At 34.7% G+C, this 22,359-nt stretch carries 18 protein-coding genes; 8 read left to right on the plus strand and 10 right to left on the minus strand.

Annotation, left to right across the window (positions count from 1 at the left end):
- Nucleotides 1-214: 214 nt before the first annotated feature.
- On the plus strand, nt 215-838 hold the full coding sequence (locus AABM58_RS06985; protein ID WP_338406756.1) for a hypothetical protein: 624 nt from the start codon (nt 215-217) through the stop codon (nt 836-838).
- Here AABM58_RS06985 and tsaB read toward each other — a convergent pair.
- The 3 genes from tsaB to AABM58_RS07000 form a co-directional block, all read right to left on the minus strand.
- On the minus strand, nt 833-1,417 hold the full coding sequence (gene tsaB, locus AABM58_RS06990) for a tRNA (adenosine(37)-N6)-threonylcarbamoyltransferase complex dimerization subunit type 1 TsaB (protein WP_338406757.1): 585 nt from the start codon (nt 1,415-1,417) through the stop codon (nt 833-835). The genes AABM58_RS06985 and tsaB overlap by 6 nt on opposite strands.
- Nucleotides 1,417-2,547, minus strand: a complete 1,131-nt coding sequence (locus tag AABM58_RS06995) for a cation:dicarboxylate symporter family transporter (RefSeq protein ID WP_338406916.1) — start codon at nt 2,545-2,547, stop codon at nt 1,417-1,419. Before AABM58_RS06995 ends, tsaB begins: the two co-directional genes overlap by 1 nt.
- Nucleotides 2,548-2,834: 287 nt before the next feature.
- The gene (locus AABM58_RS07000) at nt 2,835-3,455 is read right to left on the minus strand and encodes a hypothetical protein (RefSeq protein ID WP_338406758.1); all 621 of its coding nucleotides are present in this window, start codon (nt 3,453-3,455) and stop codon (nt 2,835-2,837) included.
- Nucleotides 3,456-3,627: 172 nt separating this feature from the next.
- Between AABM58_RS07000 and AABM58_RS07005 the strand changes: the two genes are divergently transcribed.
- Genes AABM58_RS07005 through recO form a run of 3 tightly spaced genes read left to right on the plus strand, consistent with a single transcriptional unit; the run spans nt 3,628 to nt 5,581 of the window.
- Complete coding sequence (locus tag AABM58_RS07005) at nt 3,628-4,659, plus strand: PDDEXK nuclease domain-containing protein (protein WP_338406759.1); 1,032 nt, start codon at nt 3,628-3,630, stop codon at nt 4,657-4,659.
- Nucleotides 4,659-4,862 (plus strand): hypothetical protein, encoded by a 204-nt coding sequence (locus AABM58_RS07010; RefSeq protein ID WP_338406760.1) that lies wholly within the window; start codon nt 4,659-4,661, stop codon nt 4,860-4,862. The genes AABM58_RS07005 and AABM58_RS07010 overlap by 1 nt, the downstream gene beginning before the upstream one ends.
- Entirely contained in the window at nt 4,859-5,581 is a 723-nt protein-coding gene (gene recO, locus AABM58_RS07015; RefSeq protein WP_338406761.1) for a DNA repair protein RecO, read from the plus strand. Before AABM58_RS07010 ends, recO begins: the two co-directional genes overlap by 4 nt.
- 101 nt (nt 5,582-5,682) lie before the next feature.
- Here recO and AABM58_RS07020 read toward each other — a convergent pair whose 3' ends face one another.
- The 5 genes from AABM58_RS07020 to prfB all read right to left on the minus strand — a co-directional run bounded on the left by AABM58_RS07020 (nt 5,683) and on the right by prfB (nt 15,980).
- Nucleotides 5,683-7,065 carry a PleD family two-component system response regulator gene (locus AABM58_RS07020; RefSeq protein ID WP_338406762.1) on the minus strand — a complete coding sequence of 461 codons (1,383 nt, stop codon included), beginning with the start codon at nt 7,063-7,065 and terminating at the stop codon, nt 5,683-5,685.
- The gene (gene tatB / locus AABM58_RS07025; RefSeq protein ID WP_151807733.1) at nt 7,037-7,333 is read right to left on the minus strand and encodes a Sec-independent protein translocase subunit TatB; all 297 of its coding nucleotides are present in this window, start codon (nt 7,331-7,333) and stop codon (nt 7,037-7,039) included. Before tatB ends, AABM58_RS07020 begins: the two co-directional genes overlap by 29 nt.
- 4 nt (nt 7,334-7,337) lie before the next feature.
- Complete coding sequence (locus AABM58_RS07030; RefSeq protein ID WP_338406763.1) at nt 7,338-12,071, minus strand: NAD-glutamate dehydrogenase; 4,734 nt, start codon at nt 12,069-12,071, stop codon at nt 7,338-7,340.
- A gap of 27 nt (nt 12,072-12,098) precedes the next feature.
- Nucleotides 12,099-14,660, minus strand: a complete 2,562-nt coding sequence (gene clpB / locus AABM58_RS07035) for an ATP-dependent chaperone ClpB (RefSeq protein ID WP_338406917.1) — start codon at nt 14,658-14,660, stop codon at nt 12,099-12,101.
- A 215-nt stretch (nt 14,661-14,875) separates the two neighbouring features.
- Nucleotides 14,876-15,980, minus strand: a protein-coding gene (gene prfB, locus AABM58_RS07040) for a peptide chain release factor 2 (RefSeq protein WP_338406764.1) whose coding sequence is annotated in 2 segments (ribosomal slippage) — nt 14,876-15,904 and nt 15,906-15,980 — 1,104 coding nt in all. Because the reading frame shifts where the segments join, the coding sequence is not laid out codon by codon here.
- Nucleotides 15,981-16,125: 145 nt separating this feature from the next.
- Here prfB and mgtE point away from each other — a divergent pair.
- Entirely contained in the window at nt 16,126-17,496 is a 1,371-nt protein-coding gene (gene mgtE / locus AABM58_RS07045; RefSeq protein WP_338406765.1) for a magnesium transporter, read from the plus strand.
- 255 nt (nt 17,497-17,751) lie between these two features.
- On the opposite strand, the gene AABM58_RS07050 is transcribed toward mgtE, so the two are convergent.
- Nucleotides 17,752-19,194, minus strand: coding sequence for a TrkH family potassium uptake protein (locus AABM58_RS07050; protein ID WP_338406766.1), 1,443 nt, complete (start codon nt 19,192-19,194; stop codon nt 17,752-17,754).
- A 139-nt stretch (nt 19,195-19,333) separates the two neighbouring features.
- Here AABM58_RS07050 and AABM58_RS07055 point away from each other — a divergent pair, with 139 nt between their 5' ends.
- Nucleotides 19,334-20,302: a hypothetical protein gene (locus AABM58_RS07055; protein WP_338406767.1), complete on the plus strand. Its 969-nt coding sequence runs from the start codon at nt 19,334-19,336 to the stop codon at nt 20,300-20,302.
- Nucleotides 20,253-20,594 carry a hypothetical protein gene (locus AABM58_RS07060; RefSeq protein WP_338406768.1) on the plus strand — a complete coding sequence of 114 codons (342 nt, stop codon included), beginning with the start codon at nt 20,253-20,255 and terminating at the stop codon, nt 20,592-20,594. The genes AABM58_RS07055 and AABM58_RS07060 overlap by 50 nt, the downstream gene beginning before the upstream one ends.
- 48 nt (nt 20,595-20,642) lie before the next feature.
- Here the strand turns inward: AABM58_RS07060 and AABM58_RS07065 are convergent, their stop codons facing one another.
- Nucleotides 20,643-21,659: a substrate-binding domain-containing protein gene (locus tag AABM58_RS07065; RefSeq protein WP_338406769.1), complete on the minus strand. Its 1,017-nt coding sequence runs from the start codon at nt 21,657-21,659 to the stop codon at nt 20,643-20,645.
- 141 nt (nt 21,660-21,800) lie between these two features.
- On the opposite strand from AABM58_RS07065, the gene dcd reads away from it, so the two are divergent.
- A complete protein-coding gene (gene dcd, locus AABM58_RS07070) occupies nt 21,801-22,358 on the plus strand; it encodes a dCTP deaminase (RefSeq protein ID WP_006280485.1) in 558 nt (185 codons plus the stop codon).
- Nucleotide 22,359 lies beyond the last annotated feature (1 nt).

The following is a 22,359-nucleotide window of genomic DNA, read 5'->3' on the forward strand; positions in this document are numbered from 1 at the left end:
CTAATAAGTCTATGCCACTCCGTCTTGCTTTCTGAATACCAAACACTTTTGTGTTGTAACTTGCTTGAAAATAGTTATCGTTATTATATGGAATTTATCTTTCTAAATTACATAATATCTTAACCATAAAAATAATTTTCTATATAATATTTCATATGTTTTAAAGCTTCATTTTTGTGTTATTATAAATGTAGATTTTAACATTGAAGATAATATGGTAAATATTAACATAGAAAAACAGCTAACAGGATTTTTCATATACCTCTCTGGTCTTTCAGGAAGTGGTAAACTTTCCACAGCAATAGAATTATCCAGTATGATAGACGCATTAATTGTAGATAGTAGCTTCTCTAACAACACTCAAATTTGCTCTATATACAATGGTGTCTTTGAACATAATCAAATTCCTAAAGAAGTTCAAGATAGAATATATGGCATTACGCAAATTATGCTTCAGGTAATAGAAAATTATCCAATTGATTCAAAAAATTACATATTTATTGATGAGTTAACAAAAAATAATGACCAGGATATGAGGATGTATGACTTAATAGTAAGGCTCAGTAAAAAAATGGGCACAGAAATCCTTCCTGTAGTACTCAGGTGCGATCTACTGACATTACAAAAGCGTATTGCATTAAAAAGGCAAAGAAAAAATAGGAGGGTGATTAATGTAAATAACGTTATAGAGAAATTGAGGACTAACGATTCATTTATACCACCGAGTGCCATAGAGATAGAAAATTCAGATATGAGTATAAAAGAAGTAGCTCAAGAGATAGTAAACCAGATGCACAAGCTTAGCCAAATTGCGTGTATGCAAAAAAATAGTCTATAGCAATTTCATATACTGAGGCTCATTTAAATATAGAGCCTCAACTTCATTTAATTTTTGCTTGTTCTTCAGTCTATAATGAACTAATAGCCCTGCATGGCTAGCATTTAAATTGCAATCCATATGTGTACTGCTTGTAGCGTGACCAGGGTCACATGCTACAGTTGGACCAGACAGCGGCAATAAATTGAAATCAAATAACTGCGTATAAAACCCTTGAGCATTTTTGATTATAGCTCTGATATTTTTTTTGTTATTCATACAAAGCAAAGATATTGCGTAGGCTTGAACTTCCAGCGCACTAACTCCGTATAATGGCTTATTTGTAGCAAGATTTATACCTTGTGCTGCTGATATACCAACTCTAATTCCAGTGAAACTTCCTGGTCCAACTACTACCGCTAAATGGTCTATTTTATCATAGTTATAATTGTGCTTATTAAATAAAGTATTTAAAGTTTTAAAAAATGATTCTGCATGACTATTGCTGGCGGAATTGCGCTCTACAAAACAATTACCATCATAATCAACTATTGCTATTGAACTACCAATACCTACAGTATCAATCGCTAAAATAGACATTACTTAAGCTTATCATGGAGTTTTGCAAACATCATAGTAAAGGCACCATTACCCATAACATTTGCTGAAGTGATTATTGGATCAAACACTATATACAATGCTGTAATTAACGAAAGCATTTCTGGAGAGAATTTGAGATATTTCTCAAGAATAGGTAGCATTACCATAATTCCTCCTGCCGGCACTGCCACGATAGCAAACTTAAATAACAAAAAATAGAGAAGAAAAGTTACATAATCTATTGTGAACAATGAATAACCGGAGGCAATTATCATTGATAATATTATGATAAAAAAGCAATCACCTACTAAATGAAAGCTAGCAGTTATTGGTATGACAGATGATGCTATGTCAGGTTGCTTTACATTTTTTTTGCTTCCTTCAAGAGTAAGTGGCATAGTTGCATTACTAGACATTGTGCTCATTGCAGTAATAAATGCCGGTATCATATTGCCTATACTAGCTATCCAGCTTGTAACCTTGAATGAATTTGCTGCTCCATATAAGAGGAAAACATAAAGGTAGGTTGCAGATGCTATAATAATGAAAATTATTGAGTAATCCTTAAATATTATAGATAAAACTTGATCATGCTGCATTTTTAAAGCAAGCCCAAGTACAAATATTGGAATAATCGGCGTCAAAAACGTCTTCAAAATAAAGAGAGTTAAATCTAACATTTTGTTCGAAAGCTCTTTACTTTTCTTGGGTAGCAATGTGGACACTACTATGCTGGATACAAATCCACAAGCAAGGGCATAAAAATTAGAAAGGAGTAGCGGCAGCCTAAACGACCATAAAGGAACAATTGTTTCTTCATACGTTATATCTTGTATTGAATGAGTGTTTTGTATGATAAAATGCCCAACAGAATAAGCTATTAAACTTGAAGCCAGATTCGATAAGAAGATCATTATAATAAGTAACAATATAAACTTTATAGCTGACTGCTTAAGATTGTTAACACTGCTAAAGATTAACGCAAAAATAACAAAAGGCATTATAAATAGCAAAACCTCTTTTATACTCAGGCTCACTGAGTACAAGAAGGTTTTTATTTCCATTGGAACTAAATGACCAAAGAATGCAACTGAAGTGATGACCGTGAGTAAGATTAATAGTTGTAGCACGTTCTTATATACCAATGTTCTATGGACATATATATGGTAAGTTAGTTGTTAAGTAAAGCAAAACTGCCTATTGCTACGAAACATTATGAAAGACAAGCAGCTTTTGTTACTCCCGCACGTACTGCACGAATATTGTGATTTTAGTCCACTAGGAAGGATGTTACCCAAGTAGCATGACATTTGTATCTGGAATCTATTTTGTACGCAATTCCATCATTGAATTACATTTTCGTGTGAAATGTGACGTTCACAACATTCATGCAGCTGCATAACCTTAATTACTTTAGCTATAGAATAAAGTCTAGTGTTACTTCACGCCAAATGTGGTGGTGCTGAGTAGGCAAGCCGGTTAATGGGCTACATTTATATACTGCACGCATTGCGTTATCTGCTATCGACCTGAAAAGTGGATTATCTCGATAGGAACTACTGTCTGCTACATCGGCCATAATTATCTCACCTTGACTGGATAATAATAAGTTAATTTTTATACTAAAATTTTCTTTGTAAGCTATGCTTTCAGGAATGCTCCAGCATTTTGTAAGTTTGTCTCTTATAGAGTTAATAATTTCTGTTACAACTAATTCATCCTTTTTGCTCTCAACGCTTTTTTCGTTTCCTATTTCATTCTTTGCCTCTCTGACATCCCTTCTTAGTTTCTTCTCTACACTTTTTTTTCTTTTTGGAATTGGAATGAATTCTTTACCCTCGTTAATAATGGCTTCTTCTTGCATTTCGATAATTTGCCTCGGTTGTGCTACAACAGTGTGCTCAACTATTTCTTTTTTCCTTTGTGGTATAGGAACAGCTAACGTATCATTCGTTTGGGCTTTTGTTGAAGATAACGAAAAAAGCAAAAAACAACATAAAGACAAAAAAAGAATATAATTAGAATAGAAAAAACGCATATGTTAAGCAGCTTGTTTTACTGGTTTAAAGCTAATATTGCACGTAAAGTCAATATATTTTAGTTGATGGACAAGTTTGAAGTCAATAAGGAATCCCTTCAAAGCTGAAGGCAAGCGAAAGATTGCCTTCTCGACAGACAAAGGAATTGTATAATGGATTAAAAGGAACCGTATGACAAAAATTATAGCAAAAGAATATACAGAACTTTTAGAGCAGTTGAAGGATCATATTGCAACAAGCCGTTATAAGGCAGCGCTTGCAGTAAATAGTAAGCTTATCTTGCTCTACCATTATATTGGAACAGAAATCTTAAAACGGCAAAGAGAACACGGCTGGGGAGCGAAAGTTATTGATCAATTAAGTAAAGATTTACGGAATGCTTTTCCTGATATGAAGGGGTTTAGTATTCAAAATCTAAAGTATATGAGAAGATTTGCAGGAGAATATAGCGAAAATGAAATTGGTCAACAAGCTGTTGACCAATTACCTTGGGGTCACAATATCGTAATAATGTATGAAATTAAAAATAAAGAAGAAAGATTTTGGTATATTAAAAAGTCGCGTGAACACGGCTGGTCTCGCAACATCTTATCTATGCAGATTGAAACAAATTTGTATAAACGTGAAGGTAAAGCAATAACTAATTTTAAAGAAAAATTACCATCTCCACAATCAGATTTAGCACATTATACATTAAAAGATCCGTATATTTTTGATTTTTTAAGTATAGGTAAAGATGCTCATGAAAGAGAAGTAGAAAAAGGACTCGTAGGACATATGGAAAAATTTCTGTTAGAACTCGGTGAAGGATTTGCTTTTGTTGGTAGACAATTTCATTTAGATGTTGGTAATAAAGACTTTTATATTGATTTATTATTCTATCATTTAAAGTTACGTTGCTTCGTAGTGATTGAACTAAAAGATAAGGATTTTAAGCCGGAATATGCTGGTAAAATGAATTTTTATCTTTCTGCAGTTGATGATTTACTGAAGCACTCGACAGATCAACCTTCTATAGGGTTAATCTTATGTAAATCTAAAGACGATGTACTTGCTAAATATACACTCCGAGACATGACCAAACCAATAGGTCTTGCAGAATATCAAATCACTGAGAATCTACCAGAAAACATAAAAACAGCTCTGCCAACAATAGAAGAATTAGAAGCTGAATTATCGAAAGTTTCAGATAAGGAAAAGTAATGCTACTAAAATCATTCAAACAATTATTTAGCAAACCAAAAGCTCAGCATGGAGGCTCAGGAAGAAGAGTGGCAGCCAATAACTTACTCTCTCATAGCCTTGAAACTTTGGAAGCAGACAGTGACGGAGTAAGTGATTTTTATGGATTACACGCTCTAGGTGCACTATCCTATAATATCATACGGTCAATATACTCTAAATGAGATGGAAAGATGAAGGCATCATTATAGCTGCTAAAAAATACGGCGATAAAAACTTAATTCTCTCTCTGTTTACAAAAAATCATGGAAAGCGCAGGGGATTAACTAAGCTAACAAACAATAGCAATTATAAGTTTCAAATAAGTAATCTATTACATGCAGAATGGAGTGCTAGGTTACCTGAAAATCTAGGTTTTTTTAAGTGCGAATTAATCGAATCTCCATTCCATCATTTCTTTCAAGATAGGTTAAAAAGCATTACTATTGTTTCTTTCTCCTCTATTTTAGAAAAAGTGCTTCCAGAAAGTGAACCCTGTGCCGTGCTGTATGACAATTTTCGATATTTCATCGATGTAATTAAACACAACAATCAGTCTTGGCAAAGCCATTATCTTAACTTAGAGCTTCTGCTTCTTACGCAATTGGGATTCAAGTTAGACTTATCCAAATGCGCTGTAACAGGTGTTAAGGAAAATTTACAATTTATTTCTCCAAAAACTGGTAGAGCAGTGTCAAAAAAAGTAGGAGATTATTATGCAGATAAACTCCTACCTTTTCCACAAATGTTACATGATGTATACAATAATAACCTACAAAACAGCTACTCATTCCAAGAATTTCAGTTAGGACTGAAAGTCACAGGATATTTTTTAAATAAGTATCTATTTTTGCAGTTAAACGTGAAATTTCCAGAGCTGAGAAACCTCATGTTGTCGCTTTAATCTTAGCAGTCCTACGTCATACCGCGATTCATTCGCGGTATCTCAGCATAGATTCCGCTAACGAGTAGCGGAATGACGGTTGTCGGTAAACTTAAGCCACTTTAGCTATAGCCAGTAACCACTCTATTTCTACCACTGTTTTTTGCCTTATATAAATATTTGTCGGCACGTACTATAAATTCTTTAATATTGTCAAGGTCAGATTCTTGCATTTCTGCAATTCCAATGCTCACAGTTACATCGTGGGTTGTATTTTTATCCGCAAGTATAAAAGGTTTTTTAGCAATAATTTTGCGTATTCTTTCCGCAATAGTATACGCATCTGATGTATCGGTATCTGGCATTACAACAACAAATTCCTCACCACCAAATCTAGCTAACAAATCTGTCACTCTAATATTTTCAGAAATTCTTCTCTGTATTTGCTTTAAAAGTTCATCTCCAGCACTATGTCCAAAATTGTCATTCACCATCTTAAAATAGTCTATATCAAGTATCATAAGAGACAACCTTCTATCTTTTTCTACAGAGTCCTTAACAATGTTTCTTAAGTGTGCATCAAAATATCTTCTATTATAACAGTTAGTTAATGGGTCCTTTATAGACATTTCCGCATTATTAAATAAATTCATTCTCAAGGCATCTTGATATCTTTTGCGTTTTACTTGCGAATTAACCCTTGCTATTAACTCACCCTCATCCAAAGGTACTGTTAAATAATCATTAGCACCTACATCAAGTGCTTTTACTAAATTGTTTTTATCATAATCCTCAGAAAGAATTAGAATTGGTGTATAACGTGTTTCCACCTTACTACGAAACCCAGAACACAAACGCAAGCCGTCAGTTTTTGAAAACTGCATATCAGAAATGATCAAGTCGTAATTATCCTTAATACCAACCTTTAATGCCTCTATTGGATCACTCAGTATTTTAATTGACCTAAAGCGTTGCTTTAGTACATTATATATCTGCTCTGCTTGAAAGACATCTTCATCTACAACAAGTATGTTAGCATCAAAAATCTGATTAGAATAATCCATAATACTGTTTCCTGCGACTCCACCAATCTCAGCGTTGGTTTCTCCTCTTAAACGCAATTCATCTATAATCATTTTTAAGCGCGTGAGAGACTTAATTCGTGCAGATAAAGCAGTTTCGTTTATTGGTTTAGTCAGAAAATCATCCGCGCCAGCATTAATACCTTGCACTCTATCATGAGTGTCATGCAGTGCAGTTACCATAATTATTGGAATATGGGTTGTCAAGGGATCACTCTTTAGCTCCTTACAAACTTGAAAGCCATTCATCTTTGGCATCATGATATCAAGTAATATAATATCAGGCTGCTGCTTTGCTACTAAATCTATAGCTTCTTCACCATCATGAGCTACGATAACCGTATAGTACTCTGCTTTTAGTCGAGCTTCTAAAAGCTTGACATTAGATAGTACATCATCTACTACCAGAATCTTCGCTGTCATTATCTTTAGATGTATTATCTATATCGTAAGTAGGATAAAGCTTACCATTTTTACCAACTATGTAATTTACTTTCTCAGTATTACACTCTTTATATAAGTCTTCAATTCCGGCATCCTTCAATAACCTTTTGGCTTTTGACTTTGCAATTATAAAATACCTATATATAGTCTTAATAAAATCAATAAATACAGGTACCTTATTTTTATCAAGAACAATTATGCTCACTAAAGCTACAACTAAAATTTCTGAAAGACCTATATTGAACATTTTCCTATGAAGCAAGTACTTTAATCCTTCTGATTATAAATATTAATTTGCTTAAATCAAGTTTAGAAGCAACCATCTCATCTAAAAAACTATTATAACGTTCTATGTAGTCCTTATCATTACAAGCCCAGGTTTGAACCTTATCTTCGGGGTTATCAGTAGCTTTTATGACTTTAACAGCTAGCTTGTGATGGTAATTGCTTAAATCGTCCAATAAATCATTAACTAAGCTGCGATCCCAATAAGAAGAGCGGCTTTTCATCTTGATGGCAATTGTTCTAATCAGATCGAATCTTAACAGCGACTTTAACTCAAAGTATATTTTACCAGCATCAAGAATGGACAAAGATGTCTGTTCAGCAACAGATATAATATCCAGTGCATAAGTAAGAACGCACAGGTCAGCAATTTTTTTTGCTAGATCTTTATCTATATTAAGTTCCACTAAAGAAGTGTATCCATGATTATAGACCTTTAACAGGTGTTCATCTAAAACATCATGGCCTAAAGTTTCAATTGCATCTTTAAATTTTGTAACATCATCCAATTCTACAAAGCTAAGATTTTTTACTAACCAAAACGATACTCTGCCAATAAATTTCTGCACATTTCTCACTATTTGCAAGTATGAGTTAATATCAATTTTTCCATCCAATTCATCAATTTTCTGCCACAGGTTATTTAAATCATATAGGTGGTTAACAACGATATATATGTTAACTGCTTCGTGTACCTTAATTCCAGTATTCTCAACTAAATTATTAATAAATATACAGCCCATCCTATTTACAACATCATTTGCAATGCAAGTGGAGATAATTTCTCTACGAAGTTGGTGTTTTAATATGAAATCCTTAAACTCTGTTAACATCTTTTTAGGAAAATAACCTAGCAAGTAGTCATTAGATATAAGATCTTTTTCAGGCAGATCGGAATGTATAATTTTATTTTTTATTGCCGTTCTAGCATAAGATATTAGAATAGAAAGCTGAGGAGAACTGAAACCTTCTGCACCAGTTAACATCCTTGCTATCTCTTCTTCAGTTGGAAGAAATTCTACGCTTCGGTTTAACAGCCCAGATTTTTCTAAACTGAGCAGTAACCTGTGGTCCTGCTCCAATCTCTCTTTAGCTTGCAAACACTCAAGAAGTAATGCTTTTGTTTCAATTCTGTTGTGGTTCTCAAGCACCTTGGATGCAACTTCATCCACCATACTTGCCAGTATTTCATTCCTTTTTTCTAAAGAAATACCCCCTGCTTTCATAGCTGAAACAAATGCAATCTTAATGTTAACTTCAAGGTCCGAACATATCACTCCGGCTGAATTATCAACAAAATCTGCATTGATATATCCACCTCTTTCAGCATATTCTATTCTCCCAAGCTGTGTACAACCAAGATTTCCACCCTCTATAAACATAGAAGCTCTAATATCCTTACCGTTTACTCTTAATTCATCGTTTGCTTTGTCACCGACCATGCTATGACTTTCACTCTTTGCCTTAACAAACGTGCCGATTCCTCCGTTCCATATGAAGTCCACTTCTGCTTTGAGTAGATATCTAATCAAATCACTTGGAGATAACGTATCTTCCGTTATATCAAAGCATTTTTTCATTTCTTGAGAAATGTTTACTTGCTTACTGCTACGCTCAAATACCCCGCCACCCTGAGAGATTAAATCTTTGTTATAATCCATCCAGGTTGAAAATGGTAACTTAAAGAGACGTTTACGTTCTGTGAAACTCTTTTCTGCATCAGGATTTGGGTCAACAAAAATATGCATATGGTTAAATGCGCCGATTAAATGTATATTTTTTGAAAGCAGCATACCGTTTCCAAATAGATCGCCAGCCATATCTCCAATTCCAATAACAGTTGCATCCTGGTAAATATCCTTATTCATTTTCCAAAAATGCCTTTGTGCTGCAATCCATGCACCTCTTGCTGTAATACCCATTTTCTTATGGTTGTAACCTACTGATCCACCAGATGCAAATGCATCGCCAAGCCAAAAGTTATATTCAGAGGCTATCTGGTTGGCATAATCAGAAAATGAAGCAGTTCCTTTATCAGCAGCAACCACGAGATATGGATCATCTTCATCATACCTAATCACATTCTCTGGTGGAATTATTTTACCATCAACCACGTTATCAGTAATATCAAGCATTCCTCTGATAAAACTCTTATAGCATTCAACACCTTTCTCTCTTAAAGTATCTTTGTCTTTATAAACTTGCTTAATTACAAACCCACCCTTTGCGCCAACAGGTACAATAACCGCATTTTTTGTCATCTGAGCTTTCATGAGCCCCAAAACTTCAGTGCGAAAATCTTCCGTCCTATCCGACCACCTTAAGCCACCACGGGCTAATTTCCCTCCTCTTAGATGTATTCCCTCAAAAAGGTTTGAATAAATATACAATTCACGATACGGACGAGGATCAGGTAAACCATTTATTTTACTTGAGTCAAATTTTGTAGATAAATATGGTTTATCGTCTTGATAATAACTGGTCCTTAAAATAGCCATTATCAAGTTAAATATCGAGCGCAAAACGTAATCATGTGAAACATTGCTGATCTCTTTTAGAAGTTCCTCAATTTTTTCTCTGACAATGTCCGTAGTTTCTGCTCTATCAATGTCTATGTTAGGATCAAATCTTGCATGAAATAGTTGTATCAAATACTTTACTATTTTTGGATGCTCTGAGACTACCTTTTGGATATATTCTGGATTGTAGTTAAATGACGTCTGCTTTAGGTAAGCACTTAACGCTCTAACCAGAAGCACTTCTTTCCACTTGAGCCCAGCAATAATGATCAAACTATTGAAATAGTCATTTTTAATTTCCTTGCTAAACACTTTCGCAAGTGTTATTTCAAATTGCTCTTTTAGAGTAATGTTGTCTATTAATTCATCGACTCTTGACAACACAAAATGGTGTATCCATATTCCGCCGTTAATTTCTATGTAATAGCCATTATGAGATAGAATCTTAGCTCCCAAATTCTTAGTAATTCTTAATATCTTCGATAATTCAAGACCTCCATTGCTCGAAGTGTAAACCTTTAATTGATAATTAAGATTGTCACGAGTAAGTCTTAAATCGACCTCGCTAACTCTTTTTTTCCTCACTATCTCCAATTTTTTCATATCGTAATATGCGTCATGAGGTTCGAAACTCTCTTGATAGCTTATTGGAAATGCCTTGCAATAACGGATGAATATATCCTCAACGGTGCTAAAAGTATTATATAAATTGTCTATAAAACGATCTTCCCATTTTTCCGTAATGTTCCTTAATTTGTTTTCGATACGCAAAACTTCATCATCAGGAACACTAGCGTTTTTAGCCTTTAGCACCACGTGCAATTTCATTAAGTCATATTCGTTTATAATGTGGTGGTTATAAATATCTGAACTTTCTGCATTTATCTCATCCTTCAATATATTGCTTATCTTGAGCATTAGCCTGGAGCTAGCATAACGCATCGGTATCAGCACTATACAACTAGTAAACGCTCCCTTACTTCTTAAGCATAACTTGACTCTTGGTCTTATTGCAAGGGACATAATAGAAGTACAAATTTGAAATAATTCTTTCTCATTAGACTGGAACAATTCATCACATGAGAATACTTGTAAAATATAAATTAGAGCTTTGTTATTGTGGCCCCCGGTTACAAACCCTGCACTTTTTTCTATAACTTTAACTTTATCTCTTATTATTGGAATAGTTCGAATATCTTGGACCTCCGCTACAGAAGTAAATAGCCCGAAAAAACGCCGTTCCTTTACCACATTACCCTGGTCATCAAATTCTTTTACTCCTATACAATTCATGTATGTACGCCGATGGACTATTGAGATTAGATCTGATCTCAATATGTATAGGGAATCAAGGTTTACAGAAGGAATCAACGTACTTTGACCTACTCTCATCAGGCCAAGGTCCTTTTTGCTATCACAGATGAGTTTTTCATCTTTACCAGCAATATATTCTTGATAACCTAGAAATACGAAGTTATTATTCTTTAACCAAACTAGAAAATCTTTTTGCTCTTGATTTCGGTCTGGTGTCATTCCAGTGCGTGACACTGGAATCCACGTGTCCTTTTCCTGGATCCCAGTATCAAGTACTGGGATGACAGAAAGACTTGCCTCATCAAGTTTCTTGAGCATTAAGTGCCAATCTTTCACAACGCAATTAACCGCTTTCAGCGTTTTTTGTAGAGATTCTTTTAATGTATCAACAAAACTGTCACTTATACCTTTGATAATTAAATATATAACTGACTCTTTGATTCCATTGCTTTCTTCCAAAGGGTAAATCTCGTCTATTAGGCCATCTTTTCTTTTAATGTTAATTATGCTGTTGCTGTAATAGCATATGGTTAAATCGTGCGACTTAATAGTTGCAATAACAGAATCAACCAAAAATGGCATATCATCGTTTGTTATCTTAATCGTGGTAAAATCGCCTTCTATTCCTGGTATATCATCTATATTATTTACTACTAACTTACTTTCATCTTTCTCTTTTTGAGAAACAAAATTGTAAGCATCGTTTACAATATATAGCAAAAACTTATCGTTGGCTTTTAGGTCGCTTTTATAAACAAAACTATAAAAATACTTAATAAATTTTTTAATTTTTTCTTTATCTTGCTGATTTTCTTGATCAGCTAACTTAAATAAAGACTCAGTGTCAACATTATGATCTATACACATTTTTTTTAACAAAAATACACAGTGAACTTAAACCTTTTTAACTAAGATTTCATTATCAAGAGCGTACACTATTAGTTCATCATTTTCTACTACTTCCCCTGATAAAACTAATTTAGCTAAATTATTTTGAATACACTCTTGTATAACCCTTTTTAGGGGCCTTGCTCCATATTCAGGGTCATAGCCAGTTTGTGCTATTAGTTCTTTAGCTTCCTGCAACAAACTTATACTCAGTTTACGCTTAGCAAGTGTTTTTTGTAAATAAGAAAATTGAACATCTATAATTTTATAGATGTCATCTCTGGTTAAACTGTGGAATATAATAATTTCATCCAGCCTGTTTAAAAATTCTGGACGAAATGCTGATTTAACTATTTGCATCACTTCATTTCTTACAGAATCAACATTCCCTTTTAGCATTATCTCAGCGCCAAGGTTAGATGTTAAAATCAGTATGGTGTTGCGAAAATCAATTAATTTGCCATGACTATCAGTGAGTCTACCCTCATCCAAGATCTGTAGCAATAGATTAAATATATCTGGATTTGCTTTCTCGATTTCATCAAACAGAATAACCTGATATGGCCTTCTTCTTACTGCTTCGGTTAATCTGCCACCTTGCTCATAGCCAACATACCCTGGAGGCGCGCCAATTAGCTTTGAAACAGAATGTTTTTCCATGTATTCTGACATATCAAAACGCAAAAGCGCTGATTGATCATCAAACAGAAATTCAGCAAGGGCTTTTGCCAGTTCTGTTTTTCCAACCCCGGTTGGGCCTAAGAATAAAAATGAACCGAAAGGTCGATTAGTATCTTGCACACCAGAGCGAGAGCGCCTAACTGCATTACTTATTGCTTCTATTGCGCCTTTTTGCCCTATTACTCTTCTTCCTATTTCATTCTCCATGTTAAGAAGTTTTTCCTTTTCGCTGTGCATCATGTTATCAACTGGAATTCCTGTCCACTTTGAAACAATGTTTGCAATATCATCTCCAGTCACTTCTTTCTTTAAGAAACTATCAGTAACCTTTTCCTGATTTTTTAATTCATTCTCAAGCTGAGGAATCACACCATACATCAATTCCCCTGCCCTTCCTAAATTCCCACTACGCTGAACTAATTCCAACTCTTTTCTAGCGTTATCTAATTTTTCAACTGTTTCTTGTATTCTAGCTATTTTATTCTTTTCCATCTGCCATTTACTGTTTAAGTCAGCAAATTTACTGTTTAGGTTTTCAATCTCCTCATTTATCTTTTTTAAACGCTGTTTAGAATTTTCATCACTTTCTTTTTTTAGAGCTTCTGCTTCAATCTTTAGCTGTATAACCTTTCTCTCAAGTTCATCAATAACTTCAGGCTTGCTATCCATTTCAATTCTCACCCTACTTGCTGCTTCATCAATCAAATCAATTGCTTTATCAGGTAAAAACCTATCTGTTATATATCTATTGGACAACGTTGCAGCAGCAATTATTGCACCGTCTGTAATTCTTATACCATGATGCACTTCATATCTTTCCTTCAAACCCCTCAGTATTGAAATGGTATCAGTTTCAGTTGGTTGAGAAATAAACACGGGCTGGAAACGCCTTGCAAGTGCAGGATCTTTTTCTATATGCTGACGATATTCATCTAAAGTTGTGGCCCCTATACAGCGAATTTCTCCACGCGCAAGAGCAGGCTTCAGCAGATTCGAGGCATCCATTGCACCACTTGTTGCTCCTGCTCCAACTAAAGTGTGCAATTCATCGATGAATAATATAATTTTTCCCTCCGCTCTCGAAAGCTCATTAATCACTGCTTTTAACCTTTCTTCGAACTCTCCTCTAAACTTAGTGCCAGCAATTAGTGCGCCAAGATCCAAAGCTAAGACCTTTGCATCATGCAAACCAAGTGGTACATCGTTTGCAACAATTCTATTTGCAAGCCCCTCAACTATTGCAGTTTTTCCAACACCAGGTTCACCGATCAGCACTGGATTATTTTTTGTCCGCCTCAGTGATACCTGCATAGTTCTTCTGATCTCTTCATCACGACCAATTACAGGATCAAGCTTTCCTTGCATAGCAAGCTCTGTAACATCTTTTGTATATTTCTTTGCCGCGTTTAATTTTTCTTCACTGTTTGGCGAGTCCGCACTGCTGCCCTTTCTCATTTCTGCAACAACTGAGTTCAGTTTTTGTGGAGTCACACCATTCTCTGCCAGAATTTTGCCTACAGTATCATCTTTTTGTGCAGTGAGGCCCTGCAGTAAACGCTCGACAGCAACAAATGAATCTTTATTTCTCTTTGCAATACCAATTGAATCTTCAAAAACTTTTGCTATTTCTCTTGAAAGTTGAAGGCCACCACTTCCTGGACCTTCAATTACTGGCAACTTTTTTATTGCACTATCCACAGCATCGGAAATACTCTGCACATTTCCACCACAAGCGTTTATCAAATCCTGAACTAAACCTGATTCATCTTCAAGCATCACTTTTAGTAAATGCTCAGGCATAAAAATCTGATGCCCAGCTCCCAACGCTTTCATTTGAGCACTTTGAATCAGGCCTTTTGCTTTTTCAGTAAATTTGTTCAAATCCATAACACCAGTTAAATTCGTATTTGCTGATGTATATAACAACTGATTTCATAAATTTAAACCTAAAGTTGCTTATTGCTAAGTATGAAATTTAAAACTTTCTTAAAAAAGGAACTATAGCTGACCAAGCAAGGTTTCCCTACGTCATACCGCCGCGGCGCTAACTAGTAGCGGAATGACGGCTATAAGTAAACCTAAATTACTTTAGCTATAAAAGTCTAATTTTGCTTAGTAAGTACGCTAACTATGAAACAGTCTATATTACCATCAAAAACAGAATTTATATTACCCATTTCATGTCCGGTTCTTAGATCCTTCACCATTTGATATGGATGCATAACGTACGATCTGATCTGATTACCCCAGCCTATATCGCATTTTTTACCATACTCTTCAGCCATTTTCTGTTCTTTTTTTTCCAGTTCAATTTGGTATAAACGTCCTTTAAGTAATTTTAATGCCTCATCTTTATTTCTATGTTGAGAACGACCATTTTGGCATTGAACTACAACACCAGTTGGAATATGCGTAATGCGTACTGCACTTTCAGTCTTGTTCACATGCTGACCGCCTGCTCCGGAAGCACGGTAGGTGTCGATCTTTAGATCCTTTTCATCCACAGCAATATCAATTGAATCTTCTATTACTGGAGTTACTCCTACACTTGCAAAACTGGTATGACGTTTACCATTTGCATCAAACGGCGATATTCTAACCAGCCTGTGAATTCCACTTTCACTTTTTGCCCACCCATAAGCTTTTTCTCCAACGATTTTTATCATTGCGGACTTTATACCAACCGACTCTCCTTCTAATTTTTCTACAACTTCAACTTTAAAGTTGTGATAAATTTCTGCCCACCTTACATACATGCGCATCAGCATTTCAGCCCAATCATTGCTCTCGGTTCCGCCAGCTCCTGAGTGGATTTCTAAAAAGCAGTCATTGTTATCTGCTTCACCAGTAAATAAGGATTCTGTTTCTTTACACTTGATTAATTTTTCTAACTTTACCAGTTCATTTTCAACTTCGGAGAAAAATTCTTCATCATTTTCATCAATAGCGGATTTCATTAAATCGATAGCGTTACTGTAGTCGCTTTCCAGCTTTAAAAACGACTCTACGTCATTCTTAATTTTAGAACGTTCTTTTAAAATTTCTTGTGCTTTTTGGTTATCTTGCCACAGATCATCATCTGCAGCTTGGGAGTCAAGCTCTTCAAGACGCAACTTTAATTTTTCTATGTCAAAGACACCTCCTGATAAGAGAAATACTTTTATTTAAGCTTTGAAAGTGTTCAAGAATTTCTGAATAAGTTTTCATTATACTTTAGATTTTAATATATTTACTATTACTAACAATAACAGCAAACAAAATAGAAATTTAACCATATAGTAGTTAATTTGAAATAATTTTATTATACTTTAATGCTCAACGGAATCAAGCACGTATATTTAAAGGTAAAATAATGAATATTAAAATAAGTTCTCATTATGGTTTAGACAAAAAGGCTATTGATGACTTAATAGAGTCACTTGATAACGATGAACTAGAAAATGTTCGTAATATTGTAAAAACGATAGATAGCGTTCAGTTAGCTTATTTTTTATCTACTTCAATCAGTGATCACAGGGAGAAACTAGTTAATATCCTCGATCAACATTTGTTAAGTGATGCCCTAGTGCATGTAGTGCCAGATTTACAAATAGAGATCATAGAAACATTGGGAATAGAAAATACAGCAAAGTTACTAATGCTCCTTGATGTAGAAGATATAGTAACCATAGTGAAAGATTTAGATAGAAAGTCTGTAGAAAATATGCTTTACTATTTGCCCAGCAAGACTCAGAAATCAGTAGAGGAGTTGCTATCATACCCAGAAGAAAGTGCAGGAAGGTTAATACATAAAGATATGGTTATAGCTCCATATTATTGGACAATAAATCAATTGACAGAATTTGTGTGCAACTATAAAAAAATACCAGAAAAATTTCACCAGATATTCATTATCAACTCAAAATTAGAGCCTATAGGCAGTGTTAATTTAAATAAGGTAATATCTCACTCAGGAGACACAATAATAAAAGAGATAATGGATCATGACATAAAAATCATTAAAACTGGAATAGACCAAGAGGAAGTAGCAAGAATATTTAAAGATTACTCTTTATTATCAGCTCCGGTAGTAAATAAGAATGGTAAAATTATTGGTGTGATCTTAATTGAAGATGTGATAAAAGTTGTTCAACAAGAAACAGAAGAGGATATACTCAAAATAAGCGGTGTATCTTCTAAAGCCGATATAAATGCCCCTATACATAAAACTATAATTAAAAGGCTACCTTGGTTACTGTTTAACCTCTTAGCTGCAACAATGTGTTCCATAGTAGTTGGCTTTTTCGATGATGTAATAAAAAGTTTTATAGTACTGCCAATAATCATGCCGATAATTGCATCAATGAGCGGAAATGCAGGATCCCAAACAGTAACGCTAACCATCCGGGCAATCGCAACAAAATATTTAACTGAGCAAAATGCAAAAAGAATACTGATGAAAGAATTTTTAATAGGTCTTATAAACGGGGTGATCTTATCTACTATTTCATTAGTAGTGTTAGCAATAATGTTTCACAACTTCAAAGTGGAGATGATTTTTGTGGTCTCCATGATTATGATGTCAATTATTGCAACGTTCATCGGAACTTTCATTCCTATAATGCTTCACCGTTTAAAGTCTGACCCTGCAGTTTCTTCTTCAATCCTAACATCGGCAACAACTGATATTCTCTCAGCTTTTATATTTCTTGGTTTAGCTACGATCTTTTTATTAAACAGCTAATACTATCTATAGCTATACCGCCGCGAACCGTCATACCGCGATTCATTCGCGGTATCTCTTAGCATAGATCCCGCTAACAAGTAGCGGGATGACGAGAAAGGGGCTACTTGGATGACATTCTTCCTGGTGTGCCCAAATCACAATGTTCGTACATCTGTGGATTTATTCGCGGTATAGATATCGCTAACGAGTAGCGGAATGACGGTTTTTCAAATTGTCGTAAGTCAGTTTAGCTATAATATCAAGTTTCACCAACTATTTCTCTCTATTAAATAAGAATAAATTACCTATACAAAAATAGATTGGCAATATTTCAAGTCTGCCAAGCAGCATTAAAAACGATAGAAATAATTTTACTTCATTACTGAAAGAAGAATAGTTACCTGAAGGGCCTATTAAGTTGCTGAACCCTGGACCAGAGTTTGTAAGCGTTGCAGAGACTGAGCTGACGCTAGTTATAAAGTCCGCATTGCTTAAGTAAGACATCACTATTGATGAAATGGTAAACGTTAACATGAAAATCGCAAAAAATATAAAGACAGAATGAACTTCATCATTCTCCAGGGTTTTTCCATTGAATTTTACTTTATTACCTGCGCCTGGGTTTAATAAAAGGCGAAAGTGATTTTCTATAGACCTTAGAAAAATGATCAAACGAAAGATTTTGATTCCACCACTTGAAGAACCACTACATCCACCAACAAAGGTTAGAAAAAAAGCTAAGACTGAAATGAAGCTCCAATCTATATGATTACAGATTGCATAACCAGTTGACGTAATTAAAGAGGTGATGGTAAATGTGCTGTATCTAAATGATAATGACACTCCTAAATCAACATTTTTATACAACCAAAAACAAGCAAATAAAGATGAAACAATAGCTATCTTAACAAAGTAAGAGACTTGCTCATCATAGCAAATGTCTAATCGTCTTATAATTTTTAAATAGCTAAGAAAAGGCAGAGAACCCAAAATCATAAAAATGATCGTTATGACTTCTAACATAGGGTTATTATAGTGCCCTATAGAATCATTATAGTTAGCAAATCCACCAGTTGATACAGCGGACATTCCGTGACATATTGCATCAAACAGTGGCATACCAGCTAGATAATAGGAAAATATGCATAACAAAATTAGGCCATAATATATTGCTGTAACATGAATCACTACGCTTCGCGTGTTCGGCAACTTCCTTTTGGTAGCATCTGAATATTCAGAATAAAGTAAATTATTTAGGCTGAGAATCTTGAGCATAGGAAAAACTGCAATTCCTAAAGTGATTACACCAAAACCACCTATGCCATGTAGCATTGCTCTCCACAGCAATATTCCCGGAGATTGCTTTTCAATATCATCAAATATAGTTGCTCCTGTCGTTGTAAAGCCGGATATTGTTTCGAATAATGCATCAACATAGCTCAGATTATCAAAATAGAAAGGAATAGCTGCAAACAGAGACAAGGCAATCCAGGTGCAACTAGTAATCGCAAAAATTGCCGGCATGCCATGCAATCTACTTAATTTACCGAACAAAATAAAAGTTACGCCAGATGTGCAGGTAATTATGAATCCAGCGAGGAAATTTTTCCATTCGTAGCTGAGATACTTATTGGTAATAGCAGGAATAAGCATTGCTAAGCTAAACAGCAATAGGAATATTCCCACAATAAATACAATTGAGCGTAAGCGTTCCATAGAGTTACTTTCTAGCTATACAAAACCATAAAAGCTATTCTAACGTCAAGCACTTTGTTGGCCTTTATTAACAGTTATTCTTGACTTACTTGTAAATATGTGTGATAATTAAACTTGTTATAGAAAATAGAGGTAAAATATGGTTGGATTAACTGATACACAAGAAGAAATTCTAGATTTATTAAGACAGGCAATCCAGGATAACAATTCTCAAGAAGTCAAGAACATATTCGACAATAAGGAATATAATGATATACAAGCAGTTTTGAGCCACGAGGGGACTTTGACTAGTGACAAAGGTACCATTTTAAATGATGTTATTGACTGTTCTAATGCTAGCGTTAGCACTAAAGTAGAGCTCATTAAATTAATTTGGCAGAAAGCTGATCAAAAAACTTGTGATTTTTTGTGTGATTACAAGGTAGTAAATTCTTTTGAAGATCAACCATATTTTACGGGCATGATAGATGATCTTAAACGCTTTCAACAAAAAATTGACCATAATAACACAGAATATTCTGCTCTTGCACAAGTTATTCAAGAAATGAAAGAGCACGAGAGGGTAATGGGTCTTGATTCCGACTTACAAGAAGCAATAGAAGACCTTGATGTTAATCGAGTTAAAGCAGTATTAGAAAATTGTGGTGCAGATGCAGCAAGGGTTTTAGAGCGATGTGTATATTGGAATGATGGAAGCGTAGATGCCCTTTTAGTTTATCCTCTGATAGTTGACTATGAAGGAAGTCTTGACAAAGAAGAATTTGAAAAGAAAAAAGAAATCACTAAACTTCTTTGGGATAAAGCTTCCCCTGACGTTCGTAACTTCTGGCTCGAAGACCACATGGTTAATAGCAAAGGTCAAAATACAGGAGATAATTATATAATATGGTATCTTGAAAAGCAACAAAAAAAGCATGCTGGTATAGCTGGTGAGAGATGGCTTAAAGACTTTATTCAAGAAGTTAAGGATTATAAAACGAACAGAGAAATAGAGCTTAATGAACCTGTATTGAAAGGAATTGAGGAAAGAGAGTGTATTGCCCAAAGTGATAGAGAGCTTGCAAAAAAAACTTGCACAGGACAACAAGAAGAAGGATACCGTTGTTAATAATGCAGCTACAACCCCAGCAAATAGCAGCGAAACAAGCCCTGCACCAACTGCTGGTAACACAACCCCAGCAAAGAACGATACAACCTTCTGGAGTGAACACAAGGGGAAGATTTCTCTAGGCGTTGTTGGACTGTGCGCAGTTGGTGCTGTTGCAGCCTATGTGCTAGCGTATCCTGCAGTTGCACTGGCTTTAACAGTTTTGGCAGCAGTTATATTAATGGGTGCTGGTATTGCTAAGGTTTTAGAAGATCCAAGTGTAGAAAGAACGTTTACAGAAGTACAACGTTAATAATGTCATCCCAGCGCGCCGCGCTGGGACAAAGAATATAAAAGACCGTCACGTTATATCATAAACCTTTGCTGAAGCTTTTTTCATGTCTTCACTTGAAAGTGGGATTAGACCAAGCCTAGATAGATACCCACCTTCAATACCGATCGAATCTATAATTTCTTTTACGAATTCTCTTAATCCATCAACAGTATCCAAGTGTTCCCTCTTTATGTAAAGGTATAGAGGTCTTGCTAATATATATTTTCCCGATGATATATTTTCGTAAGTTGGCTCAATTCCTGCAATTGTGCTCCCTTGTATTTTATCTTGATTCCTCATTAAAAAGCTGAAACTAAATATCCCTAAGGCGTTTTTGTTGCTTTTCAATTTTTGTATTATTATATTTTCATTAATTCCAACTTCTATATACCTTCCGTCATCCCTTATATTACCACATGCTTTCTTTCTTTCTTCCTGATCTTTATAATTCTCTTTGAAAATTCTCGAGTTCATGCATGAATATTGATCAAGCATAATAGAATTAACCAAAGTTTCGTATGTACCTGTATTTTGATGTGGACCATAAATTTCAATTTCTATTTTTGGTAAGGCTTGATTGACATTAGACCAAAACTTCTTACTATTTTTTACTAATTTATCATTTTCTTGAGAATATGCAGATAAAGTTTCAAATAAGTCCTTCTTTGTGAAATCAAATCTATGGCTTTGATTTGAATTTGCAATGACAATTCCATCATAGCCAATGATGATCTCTATCACTTCATTAATTTTATTTCTTTTACATAGTTCTCTTTCTACTTCCTTCATAGGGCGAGATGAAGTGGTGATGTCTGGCGTGTCTTCCCCTATTCCTGAGCAAAACATTTTGAACCCTGATCCACTTCCTATCGATTCCACAACTGGAGTCTTGAAAGGGAATACACGATTGAACTCCTCGGCTATAAACGAGATAAAAGGAAAAACAGTTGAAGATCCAACAATTCTGATGTATTTCCTGGCATCAGCATTTGACAGCGGCGTGAATAATACGAATACAAAAATCAGGAGAAAGTTTCTAAGCATTATTTTTAGTTAAGAACATAAATCTAATTATTGTAACAAAAAATCAAACTGAAAAGCTTTAATTGCATGACAAAAGCTACAGTTTACATTTAAATTTTATTTTATATTATTGTAAGTATTACACAACTTTAAGGGGCAATTATGGCAGTTATGCCAGATAAATGGATAAGAGAAAAAGCTGAAAACTTTGGAATGATAGAACCTTTTGTGAATCACAAAAGCAGTAAGGGGGTCATATCTTTCGGACTATCGTCTTATGGTTACGATGCAAGAGTGGATAATAAATTTAAGATTTTTACTAACGTTAATTCAGCCATCGTGGACCCTAAAAATTTCTCTGAGAATAGTTTTATAGATAAAGAAACAGATGTATGTATAATTCCACCAAATAGCTTTGTGCTTGCAAGTACAGTGGAATATTTTCGTATACCAAGAAATGTACTGGTCATTTGTGTTGGTAAATCAACTTACGCAAGGTGTGGAATTATAGTAAACGTTACTCCCTTAGAACCTGGATGGGAAGGTCATGTCACACTCGAATTCTCAAACACCACTCCACTTCCTGCAAAAATTTATGCTAATGAAGGCGCATGCCAATTCGTATTCTTAAGCGGCGAAAGTGAGTGTGAGAAATCATATGATGATATGAAAGGAAAATATATGAATCAGCATGGTATCACTTTGCCGCTGGTGAAATAAT

It is taken from the genome of Wolbachia endosymbiont (group A) of Longitarsus flavicornis (assembly GCF_963931955.1).
GTDB lineage: Bacteria > Pseudomonadota > Alphaproteobacteria > Rickettsiales > Anaplasmataceae > Wolbachia.